The sequence below is a fragment of the Staphylococcus sp. ZWU0021 genome (genome assembly GCF_000798895.1).
Classification (GTDB): Bacteria; Bacillota; Bacilli; order Staphylococcales; family Staphylococcaceae; genus Staphylococcus; species Staphylococcus saprophyticus.
In genome coordinates this window covers 59,009-84,266 of record NZ_JTLN01000020.1, presented here as the reverse complement: position 1 = coordinate 84,266, position 25,258 = coordinate 59,009, and the positions used below count along the sequence as shown (strand labels likewise).

Genomic DNA, 25,258 nt, shown 5'->3' with positions numbered 1-25,258 from the left:
AATGGCAAGGAGGTCACACCTGTTCCCATGCCGAACACAGAAGTTAAGCTCCTTAGCGCCAATGGTAGTCGGACTTACGTTCCGCAAGAGTAGGACGTTGCCAGGCAGCATTAATAGGATGCGATGAGCCGAGACCGAGAGGTCTCTTTTTTTATGTCAAAAATGGCTTAACTTCTCCAGTTCGAAGAACTGAAAAGCCTAAAATAAGCTATTATGAGAAAGCGTTTGAAACTGACGAACTGAGCAAAAGACGAAGCGAGCTTACAAGCGGTATTGATTAAATGAACATACGAGTCAAAACTCGTATGTAAGAATAACTAAATCCAATAAATTGGAAAGACACTCTATATATGAACGTACTTACTGCAGTAAATAGAATGAGTGCGACTACAGGAGCAAACATACACCTAACAAGTAATGTACGATCAAAATTGCAAAATAATTTTAAATATAAAGAGGCCTAACCCTATATAGTAAGGATTAGGCCTCTTATAATGCTTAAATCAGCAATGAATATAACATTTTATTTTCGTTAATATAAATATTTGATTTATCAAATTCATCGACATTTGCTTTTAAATGTCCCAAATCTTTATGATTATTCAACTGAATACCTATAATTACAGTTCCAGTATTTTGGGAAGATTTTTTGAGATATTCAAATTTCGTAATATCATCTTTAGGACCAAGTACTTCGTTAACAAATTCTCTTAATGCGCCTGGACGTTGCGGGAAATTTAGGATGAAGTAATGCTTCATCTCTTCAAATAATAATGAACGTTCTTCAATTTCCTTCATACGATTAATATCATTATTGCCACCACTAACGACACAGACAACAGTTTTTCCTTTGATTTCTGCTTGATATTGAGCAAGTGCAGCTACACTTAATGCACCCGCAGGTTCAGCAATAATAGCTTGTTTAGAGTACATATCTAAAATAGTTGAACAAACAGCACCCTCATGTACTTGGATATAATCATCAACGATATCTTTAGAAATATCAAAAGTAATTTGTCCAACACGCGCTACAGATGCGCCATCTACAAATTTATCAATATCTGGTAAAGTAACTAGTTGATTTTCTAATACTACTGAAGTATACATACTTGCTGCACCCGCAGGCTCAACACCTATAATTGAAGTTTCTGGAGAATGCGTTTTGAAATAAGTACCAACTCCAGAAATTAAACCGCCACCACCGATTGCAGCAAATAAATAATCGAATTGAATGTCGTTATCTTTAGATTGTTCAAGTATTTCTTTAGCTAATGTGCCTTGACCAGCAATAGTATAAATATTATTAAAAGGGTCAATAAAGTTCATTTTATTTTCTTCAGTATAAACAAGGGCTTCTTTAAGGCAGTCGTCAAAAGTATCACCAGTTAATACGACTTCAGTATTGTCGCCACCAAAGAATTTCACTTGGTTAATTTTTTGAAGTGGGGTAGTTACTGGCATAAATATGACAGCATTCAAGTTTAATTTACTAGCTGTATAAGCTACGCCTTGTGCATGATTACCCGCACTTGCACACGTGATACCGTTTTGACGATCAGCTTCATCTAAAGCAATAATCGCGTTATATGCACCTCTGAGTTTAAATGACCTAACCCATTGCAAATCTTCACGTTTTAAATAAACCTTACAATCATATTTTTGTGATAAATAGTGATCTTTTTGTAATGGTGTCTCTTTAACTATATCTTTTAATTGTAAATAAGCTTCATCTATATCCTTTGAAGAAACTGTTGTTTTTACAGTCATTAGTTTCACCCTTTTTGTATTAATTAGTATGTTTTTGCTGCTTCGTAATTTTTGATTGCATCTTCAAACTGTAAAGTGATATCAATATCATCAAGTCCATTGACGAGTTTTTTCTTCCATGTTTCATCAATTTGAAAATCAAATGATTTATCTTTTGTCGAAACAGTTTGATTTGGTAAATCTATTGTAATCTCTCCAGCATCTGCTAGATACTCTCTTGCTTCTTTGTCTAATACAATAGGCAACATTGCATTTTTAGTACAATTCATATAAAAAATATCACTATAGCTACCGGCGATAATAATGTCAAAACCATAGTCTTTAATAGCCCATGCCGCATGTTCACGACTGGATCCACATCCAAAATTTTCACCAGTAATTAAAATTGAAGCATCTTTATATTCTGGTTTATTAGGATTAAAATCCGGGTTATCAGAACCATCATCTAAATAGCGCCATTCATCAAATGCAAAAGGTCCAAAACCTGACTTAGAAATACGTTTTAAATGTACTTTTGGAATAATTTGATCGGTATCAATATTGTCATTAAAAAGTGGTACGACTTTACCAGTGTATGTTGTGATTGGTTTGATTTCCATTTTATACAACCACCTTTCTAACATCTACAAATTTTCCATTAATAGCAGCAGCTGCTGCCATTGCAGGTGATACTAAATGAGTACGAGCGCCTTTACCTTGTCGTCCTTCAAAGTTACGGTTACTCGTAGAAGCACAATGTACACCATTAGGCACTTGGTCTGGATTCATTCCTAGGCACATGGAGCATCCAGGCTCTCTCCAATCAAAACCAGCGTCTTTAAATATTTTATCAAGACCTAATTTTTCAGCTTCTATCTTAACTGTACGTGAACCTGGTACAACAATTGCAGTAATGTTTGGGTGTACTTTATTCCCTTTAACGACGTGACTTGCTTCAACCAAGTCAGAAAGGCGAGCATTAGTACAAGAACCTAAGAATACATAACCTAAGTCTATGTCCTCAGCTTTTTGACCAGGTTGAAGGCCCATGTAATTATAAGCACGTTCATCATTTACATTTTGTATTTCAGGGAAGGGCGTATTAAAACTTACACCCATTTCAGGATTTGTACCCCAAGTTACTTGAGGTTCTAGATCAGTTACATCTAATGTGATCACTCTATCAAATTCTGCATCTTCATCAGTATATAGTTCGCGCCATGCATCAATATCATATTTATAATTTGTAGCATAAGGACGTCCTTTAACATACTCAAAAGTTGTTTCATCTGGAGCCATCATACCGTATTTTGCACCAGCTTCTATAGCCATATTGCAAATTGTCATTCTCGCTTCCATGGATAAACTGCGAATTGTTTCACCAGAAAATTCTAGAGCATAACCAGTACCGAAATCAACACCATGTTGATTGATAAGATGCAAAATAATATCTTTTGCGTAAACACCTGTAGGTAATTTACCATTTACTTCAATTTTTAAATTTTTAGGTTTAGTTTGCCAAAGTGATTGTGTTGCAAAAACGTGTTCAACTTCACTTGTACCAATACCAAAAGCGATTGCACCAAAAGCACCATGAGTCGCAGTATGTGAGTCACCGCAGACGATGGTTTTTCCTGGTTGAGTCAATCCTGTTTCTGGGCCAACCATATGAACGATACCTTGTTCATCGGATCCCATATCAAAAATATGAACACCAAAGGCCTTTGCATTTTTTTGTAAAGTTGTGATTTGTTTGTTTGCAATTTCATCTTTAATATTGAAAATATCGACCGTTGGCACGTTATGATCAAGTGTTGCATAGGTTAAATCAGGTCTACGCAATTGTCTATTTTGTAGTCTTAATCCTTCAAAAGCTTGAGGAGATGTGACTTCATGTATTAGATGTAGGTCAATATATAATAATTGTGGGTCACCTTCTTTACCAGTTAAGACATGCTTGTTCCAAACTTTATCAAATAGTGTTTTACCCATATGACATCTCCTCCTTTTTAAAGATTTTCTTTGACGTAATTAAAAATTTCTGATGTAAGATAATTACCATTGAGATCACGGGTTGTTTTTCCTTCTTTTATTAATTGATATATAACATTTTCTAATTTATCTGCTGCTTTGTCTTCATTTAGACTTTCTCTAAGACACATTGCCACGGATAGTAACATGCCAAAAGGATTGGCAATATCTTGATTTGCAATATCTGGAGCTGAACCATGAATAGGTTCATATAGTCTTGGACCTTGTTCGCTAAAGCTTGCTGAAGGTGATAATCCCAAAGAACCAGGAATGACTGAAGCTTCGTCACTTAAAATATCGCCAAATAAATTTTCTGTCACAATGACATCAAATTGTGATGGATTTGTTATTAAGTGCATGGCACAAGCATCGACGAGTAAATGGTTTACCTCAACATCAGGATATGATTGAGATACTTCATTTATTACATTTCGCCATAATTTACTAGATGAAAGTACATTTTCTTTATCAACTGAAGTTAACTTTTTATGACGCTTTTGAGCTAATTCAAAACCAACTCTAGCAATTCTTTCGATTTCATCTCTAGTATAAGTCAAGGAATCCAGTGCGTCGTTTTCACTTAATTGTTTTGGTTCACCAAAATAGATGCCACCGGTTAATTCTCTTACTAAAATAAAATCTGTTTTTGCGACACGTTCTTCTTTAATAGGGGATAAATGGCTTGTGCCATTTGTAACTGTAGTGGGGCGTATATTTGCAAACAGACCCAAAGCTTTACGAATGCCAAGTAAACCTTGTTCTGGTCTATTATTTGGATCTGTCCACTTGGGTCCCCCCACAGCACCTAATAGGATTGCGTCTGCATTTTTACAAGCATTTAATGTGGAATCTGGAAGTGGTTTGCCATGATTATCTATAGCAATACCACCAAAGTCATGTGATTCTAATTCATATTCAAAATGAAATTCTTTACTTAGCTGTTGTAATATTTCTAATGAACCATTTAATATTTCTGGTCCAATTCCGTCTCCAGGAAGGGCTACAATCTTATAACTCATGAATGAATACCTTCTTCCACTTTTGTATTAGCTACATATTTCGCATGCGCTTCAACATATGATTTACAAGAAGCGAGTAAGATATCGTGGTCAATACCTACACCAGTAACAATTTGGTCATCTATCTTAATCTGAACATGTACTTCAGCTTGAGCATCTGTGCCTTCAGTAACAGAGTCTATGCGATATTCAATAAGTTCTGTTTTACGATCAAAGATACGATCAACAGCGTTGTATACAGAAACAATGGAGCCTGTTCCAATACTTGAATCTTGGCACGTATTACCGTCTATATCTTTAATTACAACGACAGCACTTTGTAAACCATTAGAAACAAATTGTAATTGAAGTGTCTCTACTTTATAAATTGCATTTTGTTCATGTTCCGTACCTTGAATTAAAGCATGGATGTCACGATCAGTTACTGCTTTTTTCTTATCAGCGACCGTTTTAAATTGTTTGAATAAAGTTTTTTGTTCTTCAGGATCAACATCGTAACCTAGGGCAGTTAGTTTTTCTGCAAAAGCGTGCTTACCAGAAAGTTTACCAAGTGGTAATTCTGTTGTTTTAACTCCGACAAGTTGAGGTGTCATAATTTCATAAGTTTCTGGATTTTTAAGAACGCCATCTTGGTGTATACCTGATTCATGACTAAATGCGTTTTGTCCAACAATGGCTTTGTTTCTTGGGACTCGAATACCTGCGAATCGAGCAATTAAATCAGATGTTTGTTTTGTTTCTTCTAAATTAATTTGAGTTTGATTATCATAATGATCTTGTCTAACATAAAGGCCCAGTGCAACTTCTTCTAAAGCTGTATTACCAGCACGTTCGCCAATACCATTAAGCGTGCCTTCAATACGTTTTGCGCCATTCTCTATTGCTGCCATACTATTTGCTACTGCTAGGCCTAAATCATCGTGACAATGTGCGCTATAAATCACATCATGATCAGCATGAACAGATTCTTGTAACGTTTTGAAAATTTCACCATATTCTTTAGGATAGCTAAAACCTACAGTATCAGGGATGTTAATTACACTAGCGCCTGCATCAACAGCTGTTTGAACACATTCAATTAAAAATGGTAATTCCGTTCTTGTTGCATCTTCTGGTGAAAACTGAACAACATCAAAATATTGTTTAGCATAAGAAACATGCTCCTTAATAGATGCTAATACTTCTTCTTTTGACATCATTAGTTTTGAATCACGATGGATAGGGCTTGTTGCAATAAATACATGAATCCTAGGTTTAGCTGCTGCTTTAGTTGATTCGTATACTGCATCTATGTCTTTTTTTACACAACGTGCTAAGCCACAGACAGCGGTAGTAGTTAATGTTTTAGCAATAGCTTCAACTGATTTGAAACTACCAGAACTAGAAGCGGGGAAACCTGCTTCAATAATGTCTACGCCCCATTTTTCAAGTTGTTTAGCAATCTTTAATCTTTCATCGAATGAAAAATTTACGCCAGGTGTTTGTTCGCCGTCTCTTAGTGTTGTATCAAAAATTTGAATATGGCTACTCATTTTCAACATCTCCTATAAATGAATTTTAGACAATCATATTTATCGAGAAATTTGAAACATCTTACCAAGTTAGCTAATGCAAAATATTACGATTTGCATTAGAACTTAGCTTGATGTCATTTTTATCGATAGATATGGTAGTTTGCCTAATTATTTTTCAATGCTCTTAGATTTGATGAATGGCATCATATCACGGAGTTCTCTACCAACCGCTTCGATTTGATGACCATGTTGTTCTTCTCTTAATTTATGGAATTCTTCAAAATTATTTTGATTATCTTTAATGAATCGATCACTGAAGTTTCCTTTTTGAATATCATCTAATACAGCTTTCATATTATCTTTAACATCCGGTGTGATAATACGTGGTCCAGAAACATAGTCACCAAATTCTGCTGTATTTGAAATTGAATAGCGCATATTTTCCATACCGCCTTCATACATTAAATCAACAATCAATTTCATTTCATGCAATACTTCAAAGTATGCAATTTCTGGTTGGTAACCTGCTTCTACTAACGTTTCGAAACCAGATTGTACTAATTTAGTCGTACCACCACAAAGCACTGCTTGTTCACCGAATAAATCTGTTTCTGTTTCTTCTTTAAATGATGTTTCTAATACACCTGCACGTGTTGCACCGATACCTTTAGCATAGCTTAATGCTAAATCTCTAGCTTCACCACTCGGATCTTGTTCAACTGCGAATAGGGCAGGGACTGCGCTTCCTTCAGCAAATGTACGACGTACTAAATGTCCAGGTCCTTTAGGCGCTACTAAGAATACATCTACGTTTTCTGGTGGTTGAATAACACCGAAATGAATATTAAAACCATGCGCGAATACTAATGCATTGTTTGCTTCTAAGTTTGGTTCAATTTCTTCTTTATATACTTGGCCTTGAATTTCATCTGGTAATAACACCATGATGACATCAGCTTGTTTTGCTGCTTCATCTACAGGATATACTTCGAAGCCATCATCTTTAGCTTTGTCAAAAGAACGTCCAGGTCTGATTCCGATAATGACATCATAACCGTTGTCTTTTAAATTTTGAGCATGTGCGTGTCCTTGAGAACCATAGCCTATGATTGCTACTTTTTTACCTTGTAAAGCGTCTTTCGTAACTGATTGGTCATAATAAACTGTTGTCATAATAAAATCCTCCATTTTTGTAATTAAGTATAGTTGAAGCTTTGTTAAACTAATGCTGCTGAACCAGTTCTAGAAACTTGTTCAATTTCATATGATGATAGATCATCTAATAAGTTGTCCATTGTATATTGTGGGCCTGAAGCTTGAAGATACGTAAAAGGTGCTTCATGTTTTAATATAGAGACTAGCGCATCATATGGTTTGATTACATTTTGTAAATCTTGCTGATTCGTCGGTGTTTTTAATTTCACTAGCACCAACTCTCTGTTGTAAGTGTTACTTTCAGTAATGTCTTCAACATCAATAATGTTTATTTGTTTTTCTAGTTGTTGAAGTAGATTACGTAACACATCTCTATCAGGTACTTCTGCTACAAAAGTAATGTCCGAAATACCTTCTTCTAAAGTTGGAGTCGCTGACAATGTCACGATGTTAAACTGTCTACGGACGAAGATACTTGTTAAGCGATTTAACGTCCCAGCTTTATCTCTTACTTTTGTTCTAAAAGTCCTTCTCATAATAGACCCTCCATTTCATGATTAGCTTTGCCGCTTGGTACCATTGGTGATACAGGTTCAATAGGTGAAATACGTACATCAATGAGTGCAGGTCCTTCATGTTGAAAAGCTGCATCTAACTGTTGTTCTAATTGGCTTGGATTTTCAACTAAGTAACCTTTCACATTGTAAGCTTCAGCTAATTTCAAAAAGTCTGGTTGGCCATTAAATACTGAGTGAGAGAAACGTTTATTAAAGAATTTATCCTGCCATTGCTTAACCATGCCGAGTGTACCGTTGTTAATAATGACAATCTTGATATCAAGGTTGTATTCTTCTAAAATGGCCATTTCTTGGTTTGTCATTTGGAATCCACCATCACCAACAAAGGCAACGACTGTTTTATCAGGTGCTGCAAGTTTTGCTCCAATAGCAGCAGGGATACCAAATCCCATTGTGCCGAGACCACCACTTGTTACTAATTGACCATGATTTTTAAATGGATAGAATTGGGCAACCCACATTTGATGTTGTCCGACATCGGTAGTTACTACGGCGTCACCTTGTGTGATTTCACCAATATATTCAATCGTTCTTTGAGGTTTAGAAAATACGCCGTCCTCATCTTCTTTATATGCAAAAGGTTGTTTAGCTTTATTTTTATTACAAGTTTCTAACCAGTCATCATGTCTAATTGAATAACTATCGAAATCTAATAATGCTTCTAAAGTTGCTTTACAGTCAGCAACGATACCTAAATCTACTTTGATGATTTTATTTATTTCAGATGCGTCGATGTCCACATGTACTATTTTGGCATTTGGTGCAAATGATTCTGGATCACTTGCTAATCTATCGTCAAACCGACTACCAAAGTTAATGAGTAAATCGCAATCCGTTAATGCCATATTGCTGGCATATGAGCCGTGCATACCACCCATACCTAAAAATAGGGGATGTTCATATGGTATAGCACCGAGACCTAATAGCGTACTAACGACAGGTAATTGATGTCTATTTACAAATTCAGTAAATACTTTATTGGCTTTGGCATGATTAATACCTGCACCTGAAAGTACAACAGGCTTTTTAGCACTTTTTAAATAATCACGTAGTTTTTGAATTTCTTCTTTTTTAGGTTGATTTGGTACGGAATAACCTGGTAATTCTAATTCTTCTGTTACTTGTGCGTTTGTTGATAAGATCCCCATATCTTTTGGAAAATCAATTACAACTGGACCTTTTCTACCAGTATTGGCGATATGAAACGCTTCATGAATGATAGTAGGGATGTCGTTTACATTTTTTACTTGATAATTGTGTTTTGTTATTGGTGTTGTCATTGAAAGTAAATCAGCTTCTTGGAAAGCATCTTTACCAATACCAGGTGTAGCGACTTGACCAGTGATGACAACAAGTGGCAATGAGTCACTATAAGCATCAGCAATACCTGTAATTGCATTGGTTGCTCCTGGCCCGCTTGTTACGACAACAACGCCTGTATTACCGGATACTCTTGCATATCCTTCAGCTGCGTGTGTAGCACCTTGTTCATGTCTTGCTAAGATATGTTCAATTTTTCCATCATAAAATGTGTCGTAAAGGGGGAGTACTGCACCACCCGGATACCCAAAGATAAAGTCTACGTTCTCATTTGCAAGTGATTCTACTAACAATTCTGACCCGGATTTCATCTCATCTATTGTTTGTTGTTCTAACTCTACCTCAGGTTCAACGGCTTCAGCTGCTTCTAAAGAATCAAAATTTTCTGACAATTCGTTTTCAAGTGTTTCCGTTTGTTTAGACATAATGCTCACTCCTTAAATGAGATTTTCTGGTACTTGCATGATACCACCTGTATTAGCACTTGTTACTAATGCAGTGTAACGCGCAAGATAACCTGTTTTTACTTTTGCTTTAAATGGTTTTACGTTTTGCTTTCTAGCGTCTAATTCTTCAGTTGAAACATTGACATCTAATGTACGGTTCGTTAAATCAATCGTTATTTCATCTCCGTCATTTATTAACCCAATTGGACCACCTGCTGCAGCTTCTGGTGATATATGACCAACAGCAATACCACGTGTAGCACCTGAAAATCTTCCATCTGTGATAAGCGCTACATCTTTTCCTAAGCCTCGTCCTACAATGGATGAAGTAGGGGCTAACATTTCTGGCATCCCTGGACCACCTTTAGGGCCTTCATATCGGATAACAACTACGTGACCTTCACGAACATCATGGTTATCAATCGCTTCGACAGCTTCGTCATGTGAGTCAAAACAAATTGCTTTACCTTTAAAGACTTTAATAGAAGGGTCTACACCACCAACTTTTATAACAGCGCCTTTGGGAGCGATATTTCCATAAAGGATGGAAAGTCCACCTTGTTTATCATATGGATTATCTAAATGTCTTATAACATCACTATTTAAGATTTCTTTATCTTCATTGTTTTCACGTAATGTTTTACCTGTAGCTGTAATTCTATCTGGATGCAATGTACCTTCTTTTTTAAATAATTCGTTTATGATAGCTGGAACACCACCAGCTTCATGTACATCATGCATTGAATAGGATGAGCTTGGTGCTATTTTTGAAAGATATGGTGTTTTCTTAGCAATTTCATTAATTCTTGTTAAATCATAATCAATACCTGCTTCATTTGCGATAGCAAGTGTATGCAGTACAGTATTGGTTGAACCACCCATGGCCATGTCTAATGCAAAAGCATCGTCAATTGCTTCTAGGGTTACAATATCTTTTGGTTTAAGATCGTTTTTAATATTATCTACTAGTTTGAATGCAGCTTCTCTAATCATTTCTCTACGTTGGTCACTTACTGCAAGTGCAGTACCATTATATGGAAGGGCTAACCCTAACACTTCCATTAAACAGTTCATTGAATTCGCAGTAAACATACCAGAACATGAACCACAAGTTGGACAAGCATTTTGTTCCATATCTAAAAATTCATCTTTTGAAATAGATCCATCTTTAAATGCACCAACTGCTTCGAACATTGAAGAAAGTGTTAAAGCTTTACCTTCTGAAGATAAACCGGCTTTCATTGGACCACCCGAACAAAAGATAGCTGGTACATTGGTACGAACAGATGCTAATAACATGCCTGGTGTAATTTTATCGCAATTTGGGATGTAGAATACACCATCAAACCAATGTGCATTAATAACTGTTTCAGCTGCATCAGCTATGATTTCTCTAGATGGTAGGGAATATCTCATTCCAATATGGCCCATTGCAATACCGTCATCTACACCGATTGTGTCAAATTCAAAGGGAATCGCACCAGCTTCACGAATGGCTTCTTTTGCTATGTCTGCTAATTCTCTAAGATGTACGTGTCCAGGGACAATATCAATATATGAGTTACAAATTGCCACGAATGGCTTGTTCATATCTGTTGGTTTTTCTAATGCACCCGTTGCATGTAAAAGACTTCTTGCTGGTGCTTGTTGATCTCCTTTTTTGATCATGTCACTTCTCATATTTAATTCCCCCATAAAATTGAAAATAAAAAAAGTGTCCCAATAAATTATTGGGACACTTTAAAGTCCCATTCAACTAGAATAAGGACTTAAACGTTTAGTAGTTTCTTTACTAAAGTTCCAGTCCTATGAGCATAATAAAATGACTAAAATATTTGAAGTTGTTGGTTGAGCTTGCGTTGTATGTTTGGTCATTTTATTATACTCCTCTCGATAGAATGGTTTATTTTTTTCTGATTTGTTTGAAATGTCTAAAAATTTGATAAATTAAATTTACTATATCAAATGGGTTGTGTCAATAACTTTTTTTATTTTTCTGTCAATTCAAATATTTCAAAATTAAAGGAACTTGTTTCACTTTGAAGTATTATATGGAAAAATTTGTTAAACTAGAGTAGTTAATTTTAAGATATATATATAACCGTTAGTAAATGACAAGGCTATTCATAAGCTAACTCATATTAAATAAGAAAATCAGCTACGCACAATAAATTTAATGAAGGAATACCTGAGCTGAAGCTCATGCATAAAAGCAACTATTCACAATAAATTGTGAAGTTGCTTTAAAAAGGAGAGGCCAATGATAAAAATTAAAAATTTAGAAGATATGGAAACATTTGCTGGCATTTTAACAAAATATTTATCCGCTGGTGATGTGATTTTGTTAAATGGTGATTTAGGTGCGGGTAAGACAACGTTAAGTCAGTTTATAGGCAAAGCATTGGGCGTGAAGAGAAATATTAATTCTCCTACTTTTAATATCATAAAATCTTATCAAGGTAGTCATCTGAAATTACACCATATGGATTGCTATAGATTAGAAAATACGGAAGAAGATTTAGGCTTTGATGAATATTTTGAAGATCAAGCGATTGTATTAATAGAGTGGAGTCAATTTATTTCAGAATACCTTCCTGAAACGTCACTAACACTAGATATTAAAGCTATAAGCCCTACAGAAAGAACCATAGAATTCAACGCTATTGGAAAGCATTATATAGATATTAAGGAGTCGATTTTGCGTGAATTATCTACTGATTGATACATCTAATCAGCCTTTATCTGTTGCTATTATGCAAGATGATAAAGTACTAAGTGAATTTAATACAAATGAAAAAAAGAACCATTCTGTTCAATTGATGCCAGCAATTGCTAATATATTAGAAGAAAGTCAATTAGATAAAAAGGAACTTGATGCAATTATTGTTGCGGAAGGTCCAGGATCTTATACTGGCTTAAGAATAGGTGTGACTGTAGCTAAGACATTGGCATATGCACTTAATACGAAGTTATACGGTGTGTCCTCATTAAAAGCCTTAGCAGCTACAGTAAAGGAAGAAAACATTTTAATTGTACCTGTCTTTGACGCAAGACGAGAAGCAGTTTATTCAGGTGTATATCAGTATCAAAATGGACATTTAGTACAATTGATTGAAGATCAGTATCTTTCGATTACAATGTTAAAGGAATTGCTATATAAACAAGGTGAACATTTTAAATTTGTAGGGGCAGATACAGAAAAATTAGCTGATTTATTAAACCATGACTGCATACCTAATTTGCCAAAAGCAAAAGAAATGAAAGCACTGATTGATCATCCAACTGAAATTCATCAATTCAAACCCAACTATATTAAAATATCAGAGGCAGAGAGAAATTGGTTAGACCAACAGAACAAGAATTAAATATTCGTTTAATGGGTTTAAATGATGTGCCACAAGTATTTGATATTGAAAGAAATAGTTTTAATGATAGTAGTTGGTCAATTGATGCATTTTATCACGAAGTAGAGCAAAATGAATTTGCTCATTATTTTGTTATAGAATTTAATGAAAAAATTATTGGTTATATCGGAATTTGGTTAGTTATAGATCAAGCACAAATTACCACAATTGCCATTGATGAAACATATAGAGGATACGGGTTAGGACAGTTATTGCTTAAGTATGCTATGAATTACGTGCAGACAAAATGTGACGTGATGAGTTTAGAAGTACGAGTTGATAACGATGTAGCACAACATGTGTATACGAATTTAGGTTTTCAATATGGAGGAAAACGTAAAAATTATTATGGTGAAGGTGAGGATGCAATAGTGATGTGGGTGAATTTAAATGAGTGAAACAACATTGATATTAGCGATAGAATCAAGCTGTGATGAAACAAGTGTTAGCATTATTGAAAATGGAAAAAACATACTTAGTAATATCGTATTAAGTCAAATTGAGAGTCATAAACGATTTGGCGGTGTTGTCCCTGAGGTAGCAAGCAGACATCATGTTGAAGGGATTACGACAACCATTGATGAGGCATTAAACAGTGCCAATACTACAATGAATGATATTGATGCAGTGGCTGTAACACAAGGACCTGGCTTGATAGGTGCATTATTGGTAGGGATTAATGCTGCAAAAGCACTTGCATTTGCTTATGATAAACCATTAATTCCAGTTCATCATATTGCTGGTCATGTTTATGCGAATCATCTAGAAAAGCCATTACAGTTCCCTTTAATCGCACTGATTGTTTCAGGGGGACATACTGAATTAGTTTATATGAAAAATCATTTGAGCTTTGAAGTGATCGGTGAAACGCGAGATGACGCTGTTGGTGAGGCGTATGATAAAGTAGCGAGAACCATTGGATTAAGTTATCCGGGGGGACCTCAAGTAGATAATTTAGCGGCTCATGGTGAGGATAGTTACGATTTCCCTAGAGTATGGTTAGATAAAAACAGTTATGATTTTAGCTTTAGTGGTTTAAAAAGTGCAGTAATTAATAAATTGCATAACTTACGCCAAAAAGGTGAAGCAATAAATGAAGCAAACGTAGCTACAAGTTTTCAAAATAGTGTCGTTGAAGTATTGGTTGGTAAAACAATAGCGGCATGTAAAAATTATAACGTGAATCAACTTATAGTAGCTGGTGGCGTTGCAAGTAATAAAGGATTAAGAGCGCATTTATCATCCGCATGTGAGTCAAATGACATCAATTTATCCATACCTAGTCCTAAACTATGTACAGATAATGCAGCAATGATAGGCGCTGCAGGTTATTATTTATTTAAAGCTGGTGTGACTGCAGATATGGCATTAAATGGTTATAATCATATGGATATTGAACAATGTTCAATTGAATCATAAAATAATAAAAGAACTGAGATATTTATATCTCAGTTTTTTTGTTAGTAAGTTAAATTTAAACAAATGAAATAAGGGTATAGGTATTTTAGATTAATTGAACAACATAAAATTTTTTGAGATGAAGATTTTTAAAGGAGGAGAAATAAAATGAAAGCTGTACAATATTTCAATTTTCAAAATAGCTTAGCAGCATTAAATTTTTATGAAAAACATTTAGGAGCAACAAATATTCAACGTGTTAGCGGAGACAATGAGATGTTTAATGATATGCCTGAAGAATTTCAAGTACCTCCAGATTTTACGATGAATGCATCTTTTGAAATACTTGGAGAAAGATTTTATTGTAGTGACACGTGGAAAAATAAAAAGATTGATAATAGTGGTGCCATCGTGACATTTACTTTTGACCATAGTAATGAAGCGGATAAAGCAGCTGCTCAAGCATTTTTTGATAAAGCTGTTGAAGCTGGTTGTGAAGTGACGATGCCATTAGGTGCTACGGAATGGTCTGAATTTTATGGTATGTTCAACGATCCATTCGGTATTACATGGATGATTAATGCAGAATAAGCAGAAATAAGTTTTACTAAGGTAGCCAGGAGTGCGGCGCATGTCTTATATCAAATTATAAAATACGCTTAATATTCAATAAGTGTTTTTTAAGTAATGGAGCATATCATGTAATCAAAGTGATTTTTGATTACATGATATGCTCCTATTTTTAATTATTATGATTTGCTTTAGCTTTAGCACGATGGTAAACATGATTTGGAAATTCCATTATGCGTAATAATTCAATCGCATTTCTGGTATCAGCTTTGCCTGCTTTAATTTTAAAATCAAAAGAGATTTCATTATCTGTGATGGATTCATTAAAATGATAATTTGAATAAGTATCTTCTAATAAAGTGGATAACTCAATATCGTGTGTAGCTGCAATGATTCTAAAAGATTGTAAATGATTTAAATAAGTTAATACGGATTCTGATGCTGCAATCCGTTCCGTTGTATTGGTGCCCTTGAAAATTTCATCAATAAATACATATATCTTTTTATGTGATTGAATATCGAAAAGGCGTTTAATCGATTTAACTTCACTCATGAAGTAACTATCTCCAGATAAAATATCATCTTGATTAACCATTGAAGTATAAACAAGCCCTGGTTTGTAAATAAATTTATGCGCTGTTGCAGTATGAATTGTTTGAGATAACACAATATTCAAAGCGACGGCTTTCATAAATGTTGATTTGCCTGAAGCATTAGAACCAGTTAATAAAATATGTTGATCTACCGTTAAGGAATTAGGTACTGCATCAGAGATGAGCGGATGGGTTAAATTTTCAAATATAATCGAGTCATTCTGTGATGGTTCAGGTATGGTATAGTCATCTAATGTTTCTTGCCATAAAGCAACGGCATAATGATTATCGATACTTGCTACATAATCATAACAGGCCATTACTTCATCTTCGTATGTTTTAAAACTATTTTGAATTAAATGGAACAAATGGTAATCCAACATAAATATTAATTTAAAAAGCATTGAGAAAATTGAAGTTTCATCATTCGTATTCACGCGCCCGAGTAATCCACTAAAACGACGTGCTGTCGTAAAATGTTTGAAATTAACATCTAAACTAGGTGTTTGTTCAAGTTGCTGGATTGCATATGCTTTTTTAATAACATTAGATGTATAGAACATTGAATTTAAATCTTGCTCAAATGTCCGTTTTAAGAAACCACTCAAAATCATATTATAAATACAAGCAATGATGGTTAATGGGATTCCAACACTTGGTGATATGAAAGATAAAAGTAAACCTACAATAGGGATATATGTACAAATCATATAGAAGTGATTTCGTTTTATAAATGCAATTTGATCAGGAAAAATTGGATAAATAGATTTTCCGATTTGTGCTAAGTGCAATGACAGTTGATTTCTAAAATGACTATCCGATTTAAAGTGATGTATGAGTGACTGATTATTTACTTCAAACATCTGTCTTAATGTAGCAAAAAGTCTCATTTCACCAATTGCTGTAAAATTAAAATTCATATTTTGGAACACACTATCTAAATTTAAATCGGACCAGGTTTTATCATCGAGTAGTTCATCGCTATCATGCTTATGCTTATATGTATCGAATTGATAACTATAATTATGATTTGGTCTAATGAATGATTCTAATGGTCGTTGTGCTGACCATAACATTTTTATCTTTGTCATTAATTTTTTATTTTCAATGATAGGCATGATGATCGTTAATAATAGGGAGGCTAATATCAATGCAATAATAAACCATAAAATTGCAGGCATAGTTACAAAACTTCCTTTCAATAACTTAAATTTGTACTTGTTCATTATGACATTGTCTCATTTGTTTCACAAACTAGATTTGTCTATGACTACATGAGACGAAAATGATGTCAATAGGGAACGTGCGTACTTATCAACAAATAGTGCACAACTTGTGGATAAGTCGGTGCCAATGGTGTGGATAGGGATTGAATTCTGAATTTTATATAGAAATAAACATTACATTTTACTTGTGGATAACTAGGATAACTTTGTGGATAGCTTTTATCATAAGTTTTTTTGTGTGAATAGTTTTGGTGATGAATCATGAAATAAAAAAATGAAAGTAGAAAATTCTACTTTCATTTTTTAATAGGATGAGCGTTTAAATTAACTTTTCTTGTAATTCTGCCCATTCAGACATAACCTGTTCTAATTTTTGTTCGGTATGTTGTTTGGATATTGCTAAATCATTCGCTTTTTCAGGGTTTGAATATACATCAGGTAATGTGAGCTGCTCATTGATTTCATTAATTTGCGCTTCAAATTGCTCAATATCCGCTTCACAAGTTTCAATTTGGCGTTCGATTTGACGTTGTTTACGTTTCTGAGCTTTCTGATCAATATAAGAATTAGTTGTTGATGCTTCTATTTCAAGTGAAGTAGGATTCTCTGAGTCTTTTTTCGCTTGTATTGCTGCTTGCTCTTCTACTTTTTCAATGAAGTATTGATAATCACCTAAATACATCGTGCCACCGTCATAATTTAAATCATATACTTTATTAGCTAGTTGATTAATGAAATAACGGTCATGTGAAACAAAAAGAATTGTGCCCTTAAAATTATCCAAAGCTTGTTCTAACATCTCTTTAGAATCAATATCTAGATGGTTGGTAGGCTCATCTAATATGAGTACATTATTACGTTCTAACATTAATAAAGCGAGTTGCAGTCGTGCTTTTTCTCCACCAGATAAATCATTAATAATTTTTTTTACATCTTCTTGAACGAATAGGAAACGACCTAAAACAGCTCTGATATCTTTTTCATTCATAGTAGGGTATTGATCCCATAAATAATCTAAGATCGTTTTATTTGATTTAAATTCAGCTTGCTTTTGATCATAGTAACCTATTTTTAAATTGGCACCCGTTGTGACTTCGCCGCCTAATTGATCATGTAGACCAGCGATGGTTTTAATTAAAGTTGATTTACCTATACCATTCGGGCCAATAATAGCGATATGATCACCCTTTGTAACTTCGATGTTAATCCCTTTTGTAATAGGTGTATTGTACCCAATCTCTAGATTTTTTATATGGAATACGTCATTACCTGTATTACGGTCGAAATCAAATTGAATATTTGTACTTTTAGCATCAATCATAGGTTTATTAATGCGATCGATTTTATCTAACTTTTTGCGACGACTTTTTGCCATCCCAGTCGTAGAGGCACGCGCAATGTTTTTTTCTACGAATGTTTCTAAGCGTTTGATTTCAGCTTGTTGACTTTCATAGGCTTGCATGCGCTTTTCGTAATACTTATCTCGTTGTTCTATGAATTGTGCATAGTTTCCTACATAGTGTTGTACATCACCGAGTGCTACATCATATATTTGAGTGACAATTTTATCTAAGAAGTATCTATCGTGACTGATGATTACAATGGCCCCGTTAAAATAATTCAAATAACTTTCTAGCCATTGAGTTGTTTCCATGTCTAAATGGTTGGTAGGCTCATCGAGTAATAATAAATCTGGTTCACTTAGTAACATTTGTGCTAAAGATAGTCGGGTCTTTTGACCACCACTAAAATCATTAATGGGTCTATTAAAATCTGATTCAGTGAAGTTTAAGCCATGTAGCACCGTTTTAATTTTACTTTCATATTGATAGCCATCTTGTTTTTCAAATGTGTTTGATAATGACTCATAACGATCAATATGTATTTTATATGCTTCTGTATCGTATTCATTGGCATGTTGTGCAAGCCAATCCGTTTCTTTTTTCATTTCTAGTTCTAATTTTTTCATTGCTTCAAATGGCTTAGACATTTCTTCAAATACAGTTTGATTTGTGTCTAAGGTCATTTGTTGTGTTAAGTAACCAAGTTTTAAATTTTTACTTTTAGATACATAACCACTATCATACCCTTCGACGCCAGCGATTATTTTCATTAATGTTGATTTTCCAGCTCCATTACGTCCGACAATTCCAATACGTTCGCCCGTTTTGACTTCGAAATCCACATTGTTAAAAATATCTTCACCGTCGAATGACTTTGTTAAATCATTAAGTTGTAATAATATCATCCGATTTGCACCTCTCTATTCAATTATCATTCTACAGTATTCACGCTGTGGTTAAAACTATCATTGTTTATTTTTATGATGCATTCATGTATAATGTTGTAGTGATTATAAGATTATACAGTATTAGACATTGAAATAGGGGGACATGATCTTGGCTAATCAAAGCGAAAAGATTCCTCGTGCTACATTGAAACGTTTACCGTTATATTATAGATTCGTCAATACATTAAAATCAAAAGGTATAGACAGAGTTAATTCAAAAGCAATTAGTGAAGGCTTAAACATTGATTCTGCAACGATACGTAGGGATTTTTCATATTTTGGTGAATTAGGTAAAAAGGGCTACGGCTATAATATAGATAGCTTATTACATTTTTTTAAAAACGAAATAAGCGAAAACGATGAAATTAAGATTGCAATTGTAGGTGTAGGGAACTTAGGTAAAGCATTATTAACATATAACTTCTCAATACATGATGAAATGACAATAACAGAAGCATTTGATATTCGAGAAGAGGTCATTGGTACACAAATAGGGAAAGTGACAGTTAGTCCATTTGAAAAAATTACAGACATACTATCGCATGAACAGATAGATGTCGTTATTCTGACAACGCCTGAGGAAGCGGCTCAGAAGGTTGCTGATACATTAGTGAAAGCAGGCGTTAAAGGTATATTGAACTTTACGCCTAGTCGTGTACAAACGCCATCCGATGTACAAGTACATCACATTGATTTGGGTATAGAACTGCAATCTTTATTATTCTTTATGAAGAATTATAGTCATAAATAAAATGTAATGAACTAGTTTTTGATAAATACGGCATGTGATAACCATGTGGACAAAGTATTTATGGAAAGCTAGTTTTTTATTTGTCTTCGAGTTGTTAATTATTTTAAAAGCCAGCTGATTTTTAAAATAAATTTTCGTGAAACTGTAAGGTTGAAATTTTATACGAAATCTAATATTATTAATCTTATTGATTTTATCGGGAAAGAGGTTATGATATGACATGGTTAATTATCAGTGGACTGGTCGTAGGCGCTCTATTGGGGTTTGTTATGCAGCGAACACGATTTTGTCTAGCTGGTGGATTCAGGGATATGTATATTCAAAAGAGTAACAAAATGTTTTACGCCTTATTAATTGCGATTTCTGTACAAAGTATTGGCTTATTGCTATTAACTTCAACAAGATTAGTTGAAATACCAGAGTCAACATATCCTATCATTGGTACAGTGATTGGATCATTTATTTTTGGATTAGGTATTATTATGGCAGGTGGCTGTGCTACAGGAACATGGTATAGAGCTGGTGAAGGACTAATCGGTAGTTGGATGGCGTTAATTGCTTATGCTTTTACTTCCGCCGCAACAAAATTTGGTTTATTACTACCATTAATGAACGGTTTAAATAAACCTACTAATGTAAATACGAGTATGTCACAAACAACAGGTATTCCAACCTGGGTTTTCGTAATTGTACTCATAGTAATCACTTTATTCTTCGTAGTAAAAACATTACGTAAACCAAAACCAAAATTTGCAGTACCTAAACTAAAGCAAAAATTCACAGGTATACGTCATTATTTATTTGAGAAAAAATACCACCCATTTGTGGCAGCAATCGCAGTAGGACTTATCGCATTGCTCGCATGGCCGGTGAGTGAATCAACTGGTAGAATGTATGGTTTAGGTATTACAACACCTTCTGCAAACTTGGTACAATTTTTTGTAACGGGTGACTTGAAATTATTGGACTGGGGTGTCTTCCTGGTTCTAGGTATATTCTTTGGCTCTTATATTGCGGCTAAAGGTGCTAAAGAGTTTAAATGGAGATTACCGGATAAAAAAACAATACGCAATAGTATTATAGGCGGTGTGTTAATGGGATTTGGTGCATCTGTAGCAGGTGGTTGCTCTATAGGGAATGGTTTAGTTGAGACAGCGACAATGTCATGGAAAGGCTGGATTGCACTTGCTTCAATGATATTAGGCGCATGGACAATGAGTTATTTTGTATTTATTAGACCAATGAAAAAAGCACAAAGCCAAACTTCAAACACGAAAGTTTCATCACAAACGCAAACATCATAATTAAAATGGAGGTAATACGATATGGTACATGAATTAGGTACAGTTGGAATGGTTTGTCCATTTCCATTAATAGAAGCACAAAAGAAAATGAATACATTAGACAATGGTGAAGAATTAAAAATTGACTTCGATTGTACACAAGCAACAGAAGCATTACCTAACTGGGCAGCAGAGCAAGGTTACCCCGTAACGAATTACGAACAATTAGACGATGCTTCATGGACGATTACAATTCAAAAAGCTTAAATATACATTAAACCAATTTGTTTAATCTAAGGTAGTATACCTTGATTGAAGCAAATTGGTTTTTAATTTAAATAGTATTTAAAGCGATTCCATTATGATAGAATTGATATTGTTCATAATAGTGAAGTAATGAGAGTGAGAAACTATGAAAAATATTGATGATATAGCAAAACTAGCCGGTGTCTCTAAAAGTACAGTTTCTAGATATTTAAATGATGGCTCGGTAAGTATGAAAACAAAAGAAAAATTAGATAAAATCATACAAGAACATGATTATCAGCCGAATCAATTCGCACAAAGCTTAAGAGCACATCGTACAAATATGATAGGCGCTATCATACCAAGAATGAATTCGTTTGCAGTTGATGAAACGATTAAAGGTGTTAAAACGATATGCGATAAACAAAATTATAGGCTATTGCTTAATTACACCAATTTGAATTCAGATTTAGAACTAGATGCACTAGAGACTTTTTACAGAAGTAAAGTGGACGGGATTATCTTTATGGCCACAGATATTACAGATAAACATTTAGAAGTGATTCATAAAATCAATGTACCTGTGATCATTGTTGGTCAAACTCATGAACAATTACATTGTATTGTTCACGATGATTATCAAGCTGGTTATCTTGTTGGAGATACACTGGGAAAACAGGGCTATAAGGATATTCAATTCTTTGGTGTTACGGAGACAGATACGGCTGTAGGTATCTATAGAAAGCAAGGATTTATCGATGGACTTAAAGTTCATGGTATTGAGCCCAGTATTTCGATAACATCTTTTAACTATCAAGAAGCCAAACCAGACGTAGCTAGCGTATTACAAAAATATCCACATTTTGATGCCATCGTAGGGGCGACTGATTCGATAGCTTTAGCTGTTCATAAATATAATTCGGAACATCATATGTCTAAATATATCGTTGGTTTTGGTGGAGATCCAGTTACAAAAATTGTTTCGCCATCTATACATACGGTGAGATATGCTTTTGATTATGCAGGAGAAGTTGCTATGGAAAAATTAAATCAATTAATACAACATAAAGACGTAGAAAAACAAATCACTATTGAAATTGACCATTCGTTTAAAAATTAAACGAAACATGATATTATAAATATGAATAAATGGAACCGGTACCAAAAATGACAATGAATTACTTGAAACTAGGAGGAAGCTCGAAATGGTAGAGTGGACAAAGGAAGCACGTTATCAAAAATATGAAGACGCAGATCAACAATATTTAGCTGAATTAACAGAACGTGTTAATCAATCTAAATACAGACAAACTTTTCATATACAACCTAAATCAGGTTTACTTAATGATCCAAATGGATTGATATATTTTAATGGTAATTATTATATATCACATCAGTGGTTCCCATTAGGACCAGTGCATGGACTAAAATATTGGTATACATATACGAGTAAAGATCTTATTCATTTTAATGCAGTAGGACCAACACTCAAACCAGATACAAACGACGATAGTCATGGTGTATATAGTGGTAGTGCATTTGAATATAACCAGCATTTATATTATATGTATACTGCGAATCATCGCGATGAAGATTGGCATCGAATTTCTACCCAACAGATAGCAAAAATGACAAAGAATGGAGAAATAAAAAAATTTCCAAAGCCTGTCATTTCAGCACCACCTTTTGGTTACACGCAACACTTTAGAGACCCGAAAGTTTATGAAAAAGATGGTACATATTATGCTGTAATTGCTGCACAAAATATTGACAAGCAAGGTCGTATTTTACAATATCGATCCTCAGATATTGTTAATTGGGAATTCCAAGGTGAAATACAAACAAATTTAGATGATTTTGGTTTTATGTGGGAATGTCCAGATTATTTCAATTTAAATGGATATGATATGTTATTATTCTGTCCACAAGGTATTGACGCTGAAGGGGATCAGTTTAGAAATATTTATCAATCAGGCTACATCATGGGACAATATGATATGAATCAATTAACTATGAATCATGGTGATTTTCATGAGTTAGATCATGGATTTGATTTTTATGCGCCACAAACATTTTTAGATGAACAAGGACAGCGTATACTCATTGGTTGGATGGGCTTACCAGAAATTAATTATCCAACTGATGAAGACGGATGGGCACATTGTTTAACTATTCCACGTGTACTTACAGTAGAGGAAGGTAATTTAAAACAACGTCCGATTAAAGCACTAGAAAAGTTACGTTCAAATGAAGAAACTGCTTTGGGATATGCTAATAAATTTACGAAACAGTTACATCCATATGAAGGTAAACAGTTTGAATTAATTATTGATATTTTGGAAAATGAAGCAACAGAAGCATACTTTGAAGTGAGAACGAGTAAAACGGAGACGTCGCTAATTACGTATAATACTAAAGAACAAAAATTAACATTTGATAGAAGTGAAAGTGGACCATTGCCTAATCCTGTAGAAGGTACGTCTCGTAGTACTTATTTAGATACACCTTTATCGCAGTTACAGTTATATGTAGATACTTCAAGTATTGAAATTTTCTGTAACGATGGAGAACGAGTGATGTCCTCTAGAATATTTTCTGGAGAAGATGCAACTGGCATTAAAACATCAACAGAATCAGGACAAGTATACTTACGATTTACAAAATATGATTTGAAAGGTGATACACAATGAGACGTCTACTCGCAATAGGTGAAGCACTAATTGATTTTATACCTAATACAACAGATTCTAAACTCAAAGATGTAGAAGGATTTTCGAGACAAGTTGGTGGGGCACCTTGTAATGTTGCTTGTACTACGACAAAATTAGGTGGTCAGGCAGAAATGATTACCCAATTAGGAGAAGATGCTTTCGGTGATCTTATCGTAGAAACATTAGAAGATTTGGGTGTCGGTACGCAATATTTGAAACGTTCATCTGAAGCGAATACTGCGCTCGCATTTGTAAGTTTAACTAAAGAGGGAGAAAGGGATTTTTCATTTTATCGTAAGCCTTCAGCAGATATGCTATATAATGAAGAACAAGTGAGTCAAATAGAAGTAACGGAACAAGATATACTACACTTTTGTTCAGTAGACCTCGTAGATAGTCCGATGAAAATGGCCCATAAAGCCCTAATTGAAAAAGTTAGACATGCTAATGGGACAGTTGTATTTGATCCTAATGTGCGTTTACCGTTATGGGATAGTGAAGCGGATTGTAAATCAGCAATTCAAGCGTTTGTACCTTTTGCAGATATCATCAAAATTTCCGATGAAGAACTGTCATTTGTGACAGGATATGAAGATGAGAACCAAGCAATTCAATGGCTATTTCAAGGACATGTCCAAGCGGTTATTTATACCAAAGGTGCAGAAGGTGCTGCAATTTACTTAAAGGATGGAACAACAATTGTTGAGCAAGGCTATAAAGTAAAGGCGATTGATACGACAGGTGCTGGTGATGCATTTATTGGTGCGGTGATTAGTAGATTATTGGATAGTAATGAGCGAGATATAATCCAGTTACTGAAGAATGGGGGGCATGCTATCCTAGAATTTAGTAATTATGTTGCTGCTATCGTCACGACGCAATACGGTGCAATAGAAAGTATCCCTTCACTAGACAAAGTGAAAGAAGCATTAAATATTAAATAGGAATTGTTGAAGCAATCAAAAAAGAAAGCCAAA

22 protein-coding genes and 1 rRNA gene are annotated in these 25,258 nt (G+C 34.4%); 12 read left to right on the top strand and 11 right to left on the bottom strand.

What is annotated here, in order from left to right:
• A 5S ribosomal RNA gene (gene rrf, locus L987_RS04735) occupies positions 1 to 106 on the top strand; the annotation flags it as partial.
• A 392-nt stretch (positions 107 to 498) separates the two neighbouring features.
• On the opposite strand, the gene ilvA is transcribed toward rrf, so the two are convergent.
• From ilvA to ilvD, 9 genes are all read right to left on the bottom strand, one after another.
• Positions 499 to 1,767 carry a threonine ammonia-lyase IlvA gene (ilvA, locus tag L987_RS04725; RefSeq protein WP_047503273.1) on the bottom strand — a complete coding sequence of 423 codons (1,269 nt, stop codon included), beginning with the start codon at positions 1,765 to 1,767 and terminating at the stop codon, positions 499 to 501.
• A 23-nt stretch (positions 1,768 to 1,790) separates the two neighbouring features.
• Positions 1,791 to 2,366 carry a 3-isopropylmalate dehydratase small subunit gene (gene leuD / locus L987_RS04720; protein ID WP_002482760.1) on the bottom strand — a complete coding sequence of 192 codons (576 nt, stop codon included), beginning with the start codon at positions 2,364 to 2,366 and terminating at the stop codon, positions 1,791 to 1,793.
• Position 2,367: 1 nt separating this feature from the next.
• Positions 2,368 to 3,738: a 3-isopropylmalate dehydratase large subunit gene (gene leuC / locus L987_RS04715; protein ID WP_002482761.1), complete on the bottom strand. Its 1,371-nt coding sequence runs from the start codon at positions 3,736 to 3,738 to the stop codon at positions 2,368 to 2,370.
• 17 nt (positions 3,739 to 3,755) lie between these two features.
• Positions 3,756 to 4,796, bottom strand: coding sequence for a 3-isopropylmalate dehydrogenase (gene leuB / locus L987_RS04710; RefSeq protein ID WP_047503271.1), 1,041 nt, complete (start codon positions 4,794 to 4,796; stop codon positions 3,756 to 3,758).
• The gene (locus tag L987_RS04705; protein WP_047503269.1) at positions 4,793 to 6,328 is read right to left on the bottom strand and encodes a 2-isopropylmalate synthase; all 1,536 of its coding nucleotides are present in this window, start codon (positions 6,326 to 6,328) and stop codon (positions 4,793 to 4,795) included. The genes leuB and L987_RS04705 overlap by 4 nt, the downstream gene beginning before the upstream one ends.
• 150 nt (positions 6,329 to 6,478) lie before the next feature.
• Positions 6,479 to 7,483 carry a ketol-acid reductoisomerase gene (gene ilvC / locus L987_RS04700; protein WP_037538061.1) on the bottom strand — a complete coding sequence of 335 codons (1,005 nt, stop codon included), beginning with the start codon at positions 7,481 to 7,483 and terminating at the stop codon, positions 6,479 to 6,481.
• Between the two features lie 44 nt (positions 7,484 to 7,527).
• The gene (gene ilvN, locus L987_RS04695) at positions 7,528 to 8,001 is read right to left on the bottom strand and encodes an acetolactate synthase small subunit (protein WP_002482765.1); all 474 of its coding nucleotides are present in this window, start codon (positions 7,999 to 8,001) and stop codon (positions 7,528 to 7,530) included.
• On the bottom strand, positions 7,998 to 9,788 hold the full coding sequence (ilvB, locus tag L987_RS04690; RefSeq protein ID WP_047503266.1) for a biosynthetic-type acetolactate synthase large subunit: 1,791 nt from the start codon (positions 9,786 to 9,788) through the stop codon (positions 7,998 to 8,000). The genes ilvN and ilvB overlap by 4 nt, the downstream gene beginning before the upstream one ends.
• A 12-nt stretch (positions 9,789 to 9,800) precedes the next feature.
• Positions 9,801 to 11,489: a dihydroxy-acid dehydratase gene (ilvD, locus tag L987_RS04685; protein WP_047503264.1), complete on the bottom strand. Its 1,689-nt coding sequence runs from the start codon at positions 11,487 to 11,489 to the stop codon at positions 9,801 to 9,803.
• Positions 11,490 to 12,069: 580 nt separating this feature from the next.
• Between ilvD and tsaE the strand changes: the two genes are divergently transcribed.
• The 5 genes from tsaE to L987_RS04660 all read left to right on the top strand — a co-directional run bounded on the left by tsaE (position 12,070) and on the right by L987_RS04660 (position 15,202).
• Positions 12,070 to 12,531, top strand: coding sequence for a tRNA (adenosine(37)-N6)-threonylcarbamoyltransferase complex ATPase subunit type 1 TsaE (gene tsaE / locus L987_RS04680; RefSeq protein WP_011302717.1), 462 nt, complete (start codon positions 12,070 to 12,072; stop codon positions 12,529 to 12,531).
• The gene (tsaB, locus tag L987_RS04675; protein ID WP_011302718.1) at positions 12,512 to 13,174 is read left to right on the top strand and encodes a tRNA (adenosine(37)-N6)-threonylcarbamoyltransferase complex dimerization subunit type 1 TsaB; all 663 of its coding nucleotides are present in this window, start codon (positions 12,512 to 12,514) and stop codon (positions 13,172 to 13,174) included. Before tsaE ends, tsaB begins: the two co-directional genes overlap by 20 nt.
• A complete protein-coding gene (rimI, locus tag L987_RS04670; RefSeq protein WP_002482770.1) occupies positions 13,147 to 13,611 on the top strand; it encodes a ribosomal protein S18-alanine N-acetyltransferase in 465 nt (154 codons plus the stop codon). The genes tsaB and rimI overlap by 28 nt, the downstream gene beginning before the upstream one ends.
• Positions 13,604 to 14,632 (top strand): tRNA (adenosine(37)-N6)-threonylcarbamoyltransferase complex transferase subunit TsaD, encoded by a 1,029-nt coding sequence (gene tsaD / locus L987_RS04665; protein WP_011302719.1) that lies wholly within the window; start codon positions 13,604 to 13,606, stop codon positions 14,630 to 14,632. The genes rimI and tsaD overlap by 8 nt, the downstream gene beginning before the upstream one ends.
• A gap of 147 nt (positions 14,633 to 14,779) precedes the next feature.
• Positions 14,780 to 15,202, top strand: coding sequence for a VOC family protein (locus L987_RS04660; protein WP_011302720.1), 423 nt, complete (start codon positions 14,780 to 14,782; stop codon positions 15,200 to 15,202).
• A gap of 151 nt (positions 15,203 to 15,353) precedes the next feature.
• On the opposite strand, the gene L987_RS04655 is transcribed toward L987_RS04660, so the two are convergent.
• Together L987_RS04655 and L987_RS04650 are read right to left on the bottom strand one after the other, a co-directional pair.
• The gene (locus L987_RS04655) at positions 15,354 to 16,955 is read right to left on the bottom strand and encodes a MutS-related protein (protein ID WP_041784785.1); all 1,602 of its coding nucleotides are present in this window, start codon (positions 16,953 to 16,955) and stop codon (positions 15,354 to 15,356) included.
• Positions 16,956 to 17,319: 364 nt separating this feature from the next.
• Positions 17,320 to 19,248, bottom strand: coding sequence for an ABC-F family ATP-binding cassette domain-containing protein (locus tag L987_RS04650; RefSeq protein ID WP_047503261.1), 1,929 nt, complete (start codon positions 19,246 to 19,248; stop codon positions 17,320 to 17,322).
• A gap of 145 nt (positions 19,249 to 19,393) precedes the next feature.
• On the opposite strand from L987_RS04650, the gene L987_RS04645 reads away from it, so the two are divergent.
• From L987_RS04645 to L987_RS04620, 6 genes are all read left to right on the top strand, one after another.
• Positions 19,394 to 20,041: a redox-sensing transcriptional repressor Rex gene (locus L987_RS04645; protein WP_002482775.1), complete on the top strand. Its 648-nt coding sequence runs from the start codon at positions 19,394 to 19,396 to the stop codon at positions 20,039 to 20,041.
• A 215-nt stretch (positions 20,042 to 20,256) separates the two neighbouring features.
• On the top strand, positions 20,257 to 21,345 hold the full coding sequence (locus L987_RS04640) for a YeeE/YedE family protein (protein ID WP_047503257.1): 1,089 nt from the start codon (positions 20,257 to 20,259) through the stop codon (positions 21,343 to 21,345).
• Between the two features lie 21 nt (positions 21,346 to 21,366).
• Positions 21,367 to 21,591, top strand: coding sequence for a sulfurtransferase TusA family protein (locus tag L987_RS04635; RefSeq protein WP_002482777.1), 225 nt, complete (start codon positions 21,367 to 21,369; stop codon positions 21,589 to 21,591).
• Between the two features lie 145 nt (positions 21,592 to 21,736).
• A complete protein-coding gene (locus L987_RS04630; protein WP_011302725.1) occupies positions 21,737 to 22,690 on the top strand; it encodes a LacI family DNA-binding transcriptional regulator in 954 nt (317 codons plus the stop codon).
• Positions 22,691 to 22,775: 85 nt separating this feature from the next.
• Positions 22,776 to 24,260, top strand: coding sequence for a sucrose-6-phosphate hydrolase (locus L987_RS04625; RefSeq protein ID WP_047503255.1), 1,485 nt, complete (start codon positions 22,776 to 22,778; stop codon positions 24,258 to 24,260).
• The gene (locus tag L987_RS04620; protein ID WP_047503253.1) at positions 24,257 to 25,225 is read left to right on the top strand and encodes a carbohydrate kinase family protein; all 969 of its coding nucleotides are present in this window, start codon (positions 24,257 to 24,259) and stop codon (positions 25,223 to 25,225) included. Before L987_RS04625 ends, L987_RS04620 begins: the two co-directional genes overlap by 4 nt.
• The last annotated feature ends 33 nt before the right edge of the window (positions 25,226 to 25,258 follow it).